Annotated in this window: 6 protein-coding genes; 5 read left to right on the forward strand and 1 reads right to left on the reverse strand. The window is 46.7% G+C overall.

What is annotated here, in order from left to right; genetic code table 11:
* The 5 genes from V3S16_RS10435 to V3S16_RS10455 all read left to right on the forward strand — a co-directional run.
* The coding region (locus V3S16_RS10435; protein ID WP_413884668.1) for a hypothetical protein at positions 1 to 308 on the forward strand (308 nt) is incomplete at its 5' end.
* A complete protein-coding gene (locus tag V3S16_RS10440) occupies positions 281 to 1,402 on the forward strand; it encodes an ABC transporter substrate-binding protein (RefSeq protein WP_413884670.1) in 1,122 nt (373 codons plus the stop codon). The genes V3S16_RS10435 and V3S16_RS10440, both read left to right, overlap by 28 nt.
* A gap of 22 nt (positions 1,403 to 1,424) precedes the next feature.
* On the forward strand, positions 1,425 to 4,658 hold the full coding sequence (locus tag V3S16_RS10445; protein WP_413884672.1) for a PAS domain S-box protein: 3,234 nt from the start codon (positions 1,425 to 1,427) through the stop codon (positions 4,656 to 4,658).
* Between the two features lie 30 nt (positions 4,659 to 4,688).
* Positions 4,689 to 5,513, forward strand: a complete 825-nt coding sequence (locus V3S16_RS10450) for a YpsA SLOG family protein (protein ID WP_413884673.1) — start codon at positions 4,689 to 4,691, stop codon at positions 5,511 to 5,513.
* 261 nt (positions 5,514 to 5,774) lie between these two features.
* Positions 5,775 to 6,227: a hypothetical protein gene (locus tag V3S16_RS10455; RefSeq protein ID WP_413884675.1), complete on the forward strand. Its 453-nt coding sequence runs from the start codon at positions 5,775 to 5,777 to the stop codon at positions 6,225 to 6,227.
* Positions 6,228 to 6,237: 10 nt separating this feature from the next.
* On the opposite strand, the gene V3S16_RS10460 is transcribed toward V3S16_RS10455, so the two are convergent.
* Positions 6,238 to 6,855: an HAD family hydrolase gene (locus tag V3S16_RS10460; RefSeq protein ID WP_413884677.1), complete on the reverse strand. Its 618-nt coding sequence runs from the start codon at positions 6,853 to 6,855 to the stop codon at positions 6,238 to 6,240.
* Positions 6,856 to 6,867: the final 12 nt, after the last annotated feature.

The raw sequence follows: 6,867 nt of genomic DNA on the forward strand, positions 1-6,867 counted from the left end.
TAACATATAGTAATCACTGCAATTTACACTCAATGCTTTACCTTCAAATCATTTCTTGGTATTCTATCTTTAAGGCATTCGCAAAAAATCAAATTCATCACGCCTGTCCGCCGTACAAGACTTCCGCCTTTGCAAGAGCGCCGAAGCTTCGGCGGAGGAGCTTGGCAGGCGGAAAAGCACAAAATTACGAAAAACCGAAAAATATATTTAAATTTCGTGCTTTCGCGTTTTATCCCCGTCAGAATGCTTCGCGCGTAATTACTATAAAAATTTTGCCGCCATGGAAAAAATACTTAGAAACAGATTGACACGGGGCATAATTGCTGCCGTTGCCATTACAGCGATTTTGACGGTCTTCTTTTTTTGTGAAAAAGCCCCAGAAGGTACAATTAAAATCGGTGCTGTGCTGTCTCTTTCCGGGGCCGCATCTGTTGTCGGCGAGGAAGTCCGAGATGGTATGCTCATGGCCATCAATGAGATCAACCTTCGGGGCGGTGTGAACAGAAAGAATATCGAGTTGATTATCCAGGACGCCAAAACCGGCGTGCAGAAGGCTGAAGAGGCTTTTAACAGCATAGAAACCGAGCACCATCCTGTTTTGTACGTATCAACCTTGAGCTCCGTTGGTTTGGCGCTGGCTCCTTTGGCAAAAAAACATCAAGTTGTGCTGATGGGCCTGGTGGCAACAGCTCCGGAACTGACCAGACAAAATGATTGGGTGTTTAGATATTTCCCTACGGCCAAAGATGAAGTACCTCCCATTTTGTCGATCCTCGATGAATTGAAAGTAAAAAACCTGGGCATGCTTTACCGGGATAATGCCTATGGGAAATCCTTTTATGAGTTAGTCCGCCAAGGTTGGGCAAGGGCCGGCGCAACCATCAAAGGTGAAGCATTTAAAAATAAAGATACCGACTTTAAAGCCAAAATTGGCAGATTGAAACATACGGAAGCGCTCTATCTAGTGGTCGATCCCGGACATTATAAACGTATCTTTCAAGAATTGAAAAAGCAGAATTATAAAGGAATTATCGCCGGTGTCGGCAATATCAGCACCCCACGGGTTAGAAGTTTGCCGGAAGCAAACGGGGTCTATCTGGTGGCACCCATCATTTACAACCCTAACTTCCTTTATGCCCGGGAGGTCAGAGAAAAATATGAAGCAGTATATGACAAGCAGTTTAATCATTATGCTGCCAGTGGTTACGACATTATAAAACTATTGACCGGCCTGTTAGAAGATGAGGAAATTTCTCGCACCGGGATCAAGCGTCTTTTGGAAGCAGGGTTTATTTACCCGGGAATCTTTGGTGATCTTGATGTCAAACCGGGAGAGCACGATCTACATTTTCCGCTGCACCCGGCGCAAATTGTAGACGGTGAGGTTAAGTATTTGAGGTAAAGATAAAAAGATGAGAGCAACAATGGGCAAAAAACTGCTTGCCGGCTTTATCGTCGTTGTACTGCTGATGGTTTTGCTGGCGGTGTATTTAACGGAAGTCAGCCAGCATTCCCTGCAGCAGGCTGTCGGCACAAATTCTATATTGCTGGCCGAAGAAATGCTCAAGCGTATCAACCATGATGTTTATAACAAAATTGAAGCGCTGCAATCACACCTCAAGGATGTATTGCTGCAAAAAACCATACGGCATGCAAACAGGGAATTTGAAAATCTGGACAGCATTCAAGCCTATGTCGACCAAAAGGACAGAGAATGGAGGCAGGCTCCCAAGGACCAAATTACGCCCTTTATGCAAGCCTTGATCGATAACGAACTTTCGAATGCTCTGAAAAATGAATTTGTCTATTTCTATAACAAGTATGGATACAAGTTTTTTGGGAAGATTATTGTAACCAACAAGTACGGGGCAAACGTTGCGCAAACCGGGAGAACTTCTGATTACAGGCAAGATGATGAAACGTGGTGGCAGATTGCACGCGATACAGGGCTTTATGTGTCCGATGTAGCCTATGATGAAAGCGCCGGAATCTATGCAGTCATTATCGGCATCAGGGTTGATGATGAAAAAGGAGACTTTGCCGGGGCAATTAAAGCTATTCTGGCCGTAAAGGGTATTGTCAGAGCAGCAGAGATTGCCGCCAAAAAATACAAAACAACCGAAATCAAATTAACGACCAGGGATGGAAAACTGATTTATGCCACCAAAGTTTTCAAAATTCTCAAAGACGTATCCAACAAAGAATATTTCAAAAATATAAAAGGACCAAACGGCTCCTTTATTGCCACGGAAGGCGGCATAAAGCGGCTGTATTCCTATACGCGTTCCAGCGGTTATCGAGACTTTGCCGGGCTGGGGTGGATTCTTCTGGTGGGGCATGATGTCGCCGAAGTACTACAACCCGCATTTATGTTGAAAAAACGCATGATAGTCGCCTCCCTGATGCTGACTTTTTTGAGTATGGTTATTGCCTCATTCTTTTACGCTTTTATCTCCAAAGCAGAAGCGCAGATCCATCGGCAGAGTGCCATTCTGGATGCCATCAACAAAGTGTTCAGGGAAGCATTGACGTGTGATACGGAAGAAGACCTGGCGCTCATATGCCTTACGGCCGCCGAGGAATTGACCGCCAGCAAGTTCGGGGTTATCAGCGAGATAAACCCGGCCGGATGCCTTGACACCATTGCTTTGAGTGATCCGGGATGGGACGACTGCCAGATACCGAAGTCCGATTCTCCCCCCTTAATTAATGACATGGAAATACGCGCGATATGGGAGCGGGTACTTAAGGACGAAAAATCCCTGATCGTCAACGATCGCGCTTCGCATCCCGATCGCGTGGGGACGCCCCCGGACCACCCCCGGCTGACTTCTTTTCTGGGTGTTCCTTTGAAATACAGCGGCAAGACCATCGGCCTGATTGCTTTGGGCAACAAAAATACCGGCTATACCCTGAATGACCAGCATGCCATGGAAAGCTTATCCGTTGCCGTGGTGGAGGCGCTGATGCACTACCGGGCGGAAGAAGAACTGAGAAACTACCGCCATCGCCTTGAAGATCTGGTGGAAGCACGTACCGCCGAACTTAAAGAATCCAACCAGCAGCTTCAGACCGAGATCGTCGAACGGATGCAGACGGAAGAGGCCCTCAAGCAAAGCGAAGAGAAGTACCGTTCCATTCTTGAGAGTATCGAAGAAGGCTACTGGGAAGTCGATATCGCCGGGAACTTCACCTTTTTCAATGATTCGATGAGCAGAATACTCAGGTACCCTAAAGATGAATTAATGGGCATGAATAATCGCGAGTTTATGGACAAAAAAAACGCCAAGAAAGTATTTAAAACCTTTAACAACGTTTACCGTACAGGAATATCTATAGGAGCACATGACTGGAAGCTCATCCGAAAAGACGGTTCCGAATGTTTTATTGAAACGATGGTATCTCTGATGAAGGATCCGGACGGACAGCCAACAGGTTTTCGAGGTATTGCCCGCGATATCACCGAACGCAAGTTAGCTGAAACGGAAAAAAAGAGGCTGGCAGCCCAGCTGGAGCAGGTGGAACGCATGGAGTCTTTGGGCACGCTTGCCGGCGGGGTTGCCCATGACTTCAACAACCTGCTCATGGGTATCCAGGGGCGCACCTCTTTGATGATGATAGATGATAATTTTTCCCACCGCCACCTCGAACATCTGCGGAGTATAGAGCAATATGTTGTAAGTGCCACCGATCTTACCAAGCAGCTTTTGGGTTTTGCCAGGGGCGGGAAATACGAGGTCAAGCCGTCCAACCTGAACGAGCTGGTTAAAAACAGCTCTGAAATGTTCGGCCGCACCAAAAAAGAGATTACGATTCATTCGAAATTTCAAGAAAATATCTGGCCGGTCGCGATTGACCGGGGACAGATCGACCAGGTTTTGTTGAACCTCTACGTCAATGCCTGGCATTCAATGCCCGGAGGCGGTGACCTATACCTTGAAACCGAAAATCTGATACTGGACAAGCAATATGTCGAAGCCTATCAAAAAGATGCCGGCCGATATGTCAAGATTGCGATTACCGATACCGGCATCGGGATGGATAAAGCTACTCAAACAAAGATATTTGAACCCTTTTTTACTACCAAAGAAATGGGTAGAGGCACCGGCTTAGGGCTGGCTTCCGTATACGGAATTATCAACAATCATGATGGCTTTATGAGCGTTTACAGTGAAAAGGGGATCGGCACAACTTTCAATATTTTTCTGCCGATTTCGGAAAAAGAAGTCAAAGAAAAAAAGAGGCCGTCTGATGATATTTTAGAAGGTACGGAGACCGTTCTTATTGTTGATGACGAACAGATGATTATTGATGTCAGCAAATCTCTGCTGGCAAAGATGGGATACAATCTGTTGACTGCCGGAGGAGGCAAAGAAGCGCTTGAAATTTATAAAGCGTATAAACACAAGATAGATCTTGTGATCCTTGATATGATTATGCCGGATACGGGGGGTAGCGAAACCTTTGACCAACTCAAAAAGATCAACCCGGATGTTAAGGTTCTGCTTTCAAGCGGCTATAGCATTAATGGCCTGGCCACGGAAATATTGGAGCGAGGTTGCAACGGCTTCATTCAAAAACCTTTCAATATGAAAAGTCTATCCCAAAAATTAAGGGAGATTCTGGATAAAAGTGGCAGCACAAATTTTGATAACTAAGGCGGGTATGGTAATCGTTGGGAGACAAGGATGGTTAAAAAAATAATTTCGGGCGCTCAAACCGGCGCAGACCAGGCCGCCCTCGATGTTGCTCTAAAGCTTGGAATTCCGCATGGCGGCTGGATACCTAAGGGAAGATTGACTGAAAACGGGCCGCTGGAGGATAAATATCAGCTACAGGAAATGGACAGCACCAATTATAATAAACGGACCGAACAGAATGTGATCGACTCAGACGGCACCTTGATCATATCCCACGGTCTGCTCACAGGCGGATCAGAGTTCACCCGGGAGATGGCTATTCAACATAACCGTCCCTGGCTGCATGTGGATCTGAATAAACTCATCGCTTTTCATGCCGCCCAAGAAATAAGGTCCTGGATCAAGGAACATAAAATTGAAGTTCTGAACGTTGCCGGACCCAGAGCCAGCAAAGACAACAAGATATATAAGGCCGCAGCCGATATTCTGGAGACCGCTTTCTATCTGGATATTGGCGACAGCTCTGTGTCGGCCACTGCCGACTTTGCCGGCAGGAGCTTTGCAGGAACGGAAATCGACAGTCTGCCACAGACCGTGGACCAGGCCGTTGACAAGCTGCTGGCAAAACTGTCATTGAGAGAGAAAACCATGGTCGCCAATATTCCGGAAGAAAACTTACAGGATCTCTATCACTTTCTGGAGGAATACAGACGGAACGAATTTTTGTTTTGGCTTGAAAATAATGAATTAATGCAATCGTGCCGCTTGGTATCCGGCCGGCATGATTTTGACGAACATAACGCCTCCCTGGTAATCATCAAAGCGTTATGGTTGAGACTGCGGGAGACCAATGTGTTGCGGATTGTCAAATAGTTTCCATCCGGAAATGGCCTAAAACCCAACCCTGATAAACCGGCCTCCGGCTCGTAGAGCCTACGCCTCGGAGAGAAAGAATAGCCACAAAGGCACCAAGACACAAAGAATAACTGTTTATTATAATTTAACTTCGTGTCTTGGTGTCTTAGTGGCGAAAATATTTTGTTAGATAAATCCTTCGCAAATATGATGCGATTTTGATAGATAGGTATTAAAACGTGATGAATTAGGCTTTCTTCGAATCTTCAAAGGTGATATATGCTAAACATTATTTTTGTGTGTACGGGCAATATCTGCCGTAGTCCCATGGCAGAAGGATTTCTGCGCCATAAGTGGCAGGAGATGAGACGCCAAGACCTGAAGGTTTCATCCATGGGCACTCACGGACTGGATGACTCTCCGCCCGAGGAACACGCCCAGGCGGTCTGTGAGGAGCACGGTTGTGATATTTCATCCCACCGGTCGCGATCGCTGATTGGCGATGAGCTGCAAAAGGCCGATTTGATTTTTTGTATGGAACCGGTTCATAAAAAATTCGTGCAGACTTTTTTTCCATGGTACCGTGAGAGGATTTTTCTTTTAGGAGCCTGGCCCGGAAAGGAAAACCGGAAGAGTTCCATCGCGGACCCCATGGGAGGTTCATACGAGGATTTCCAGCGGATATTCGCTATGATCCGCAATCATATCGGACGTATACTGCCACACCTCTAACCCGCAGTGTCTAAAACAAACGGACAATTTTTTTGAGCTCCGGCAGGTAAGAAATGCTAAAGTCACTGGCGATTTTGCAGGGTCCGGTGGTTAGCCCGTTATCGAGAAAGACCGTCATACTGCCTGCAGCTTGACCGGCCTGGATATCAAAGACAAAATCTCCCACCAGCAGAAGCCGGCTGACATCCACTTTCAACTTTCGCGCTGCCATGAAAACCCCGTCAGGATGCGGTTTGGGTTTGACGGGTGTATCCCGGGTAATGACCAAATCAAAGTCGGAAATGTTGACGGCTGCAAAATTTTGCAGCGTTCGTTTTATGGAACCAAGGCTGTTGCGGCTGATAATTCCAAGAGCAATACCCTTGGAACGCAGGTATTGAATCAATTCTTCAGCCCCTTCATTAGGCTCCGAGTTTGCAGCAGCAATACTTTCAAAGCGCTCCGTTACGGCCAGAGCTTCGGCCCGCCGACCGGCAGTCGGCCGGGTTTCTATAAATTCCAAAACAGGAGTGTCAGGGGGACAGCCGATGGTTTGCTTCAGCAGGGAAAAATCAAGGGCGCCGGGTTTTGTCAGGGTGCCGTCAAAATCAAACAGGACGGCATCGATGCAGAACGATCTGTTGATCAATTGTCACACTTT

Origin of the sequence: Candidatus Desulfatibia sp., assembly GCF_036446775.1 — a bacterium.
GTDB lineage: Bacteria > Desulfobacterota > Desulfobacteria > Desulfobacterales > UBA11574 > Desulfatibia_A.

Excerpts from the sequence above, each read along its gene's own strand:
- V3S16_RS10445 (WP_413884672.1), top strand. The coding sequence starts at position 1,425 with ATGGGCAAAAAACTGCTTGCCGGCTTTATCGTCGTTGTACTGCTGATG.
- V3S16_RS10440 (WP_413884670.1), top strand. The coding sequence starts at position 281 with ATGGAAAAAATACTTAGAAACAGATTGACACGGGGCATAATTGCTGCC.
- V3S16_RS10455 (WP_413884675.1), top strand. The coding sequence starts at position 5,775 with ATGCTAAACATTATTTTTGTGTGTACGGGCAATATCTGCCGTAGTCCC.
- V3S16_RS10450 (WP_413884673.1), top strand. The coding sequence starts at position 4,689 with ATGGTTAAAAAAATAATTTCGGGCGCTCAAACCGGCGCAGACCAGGCC.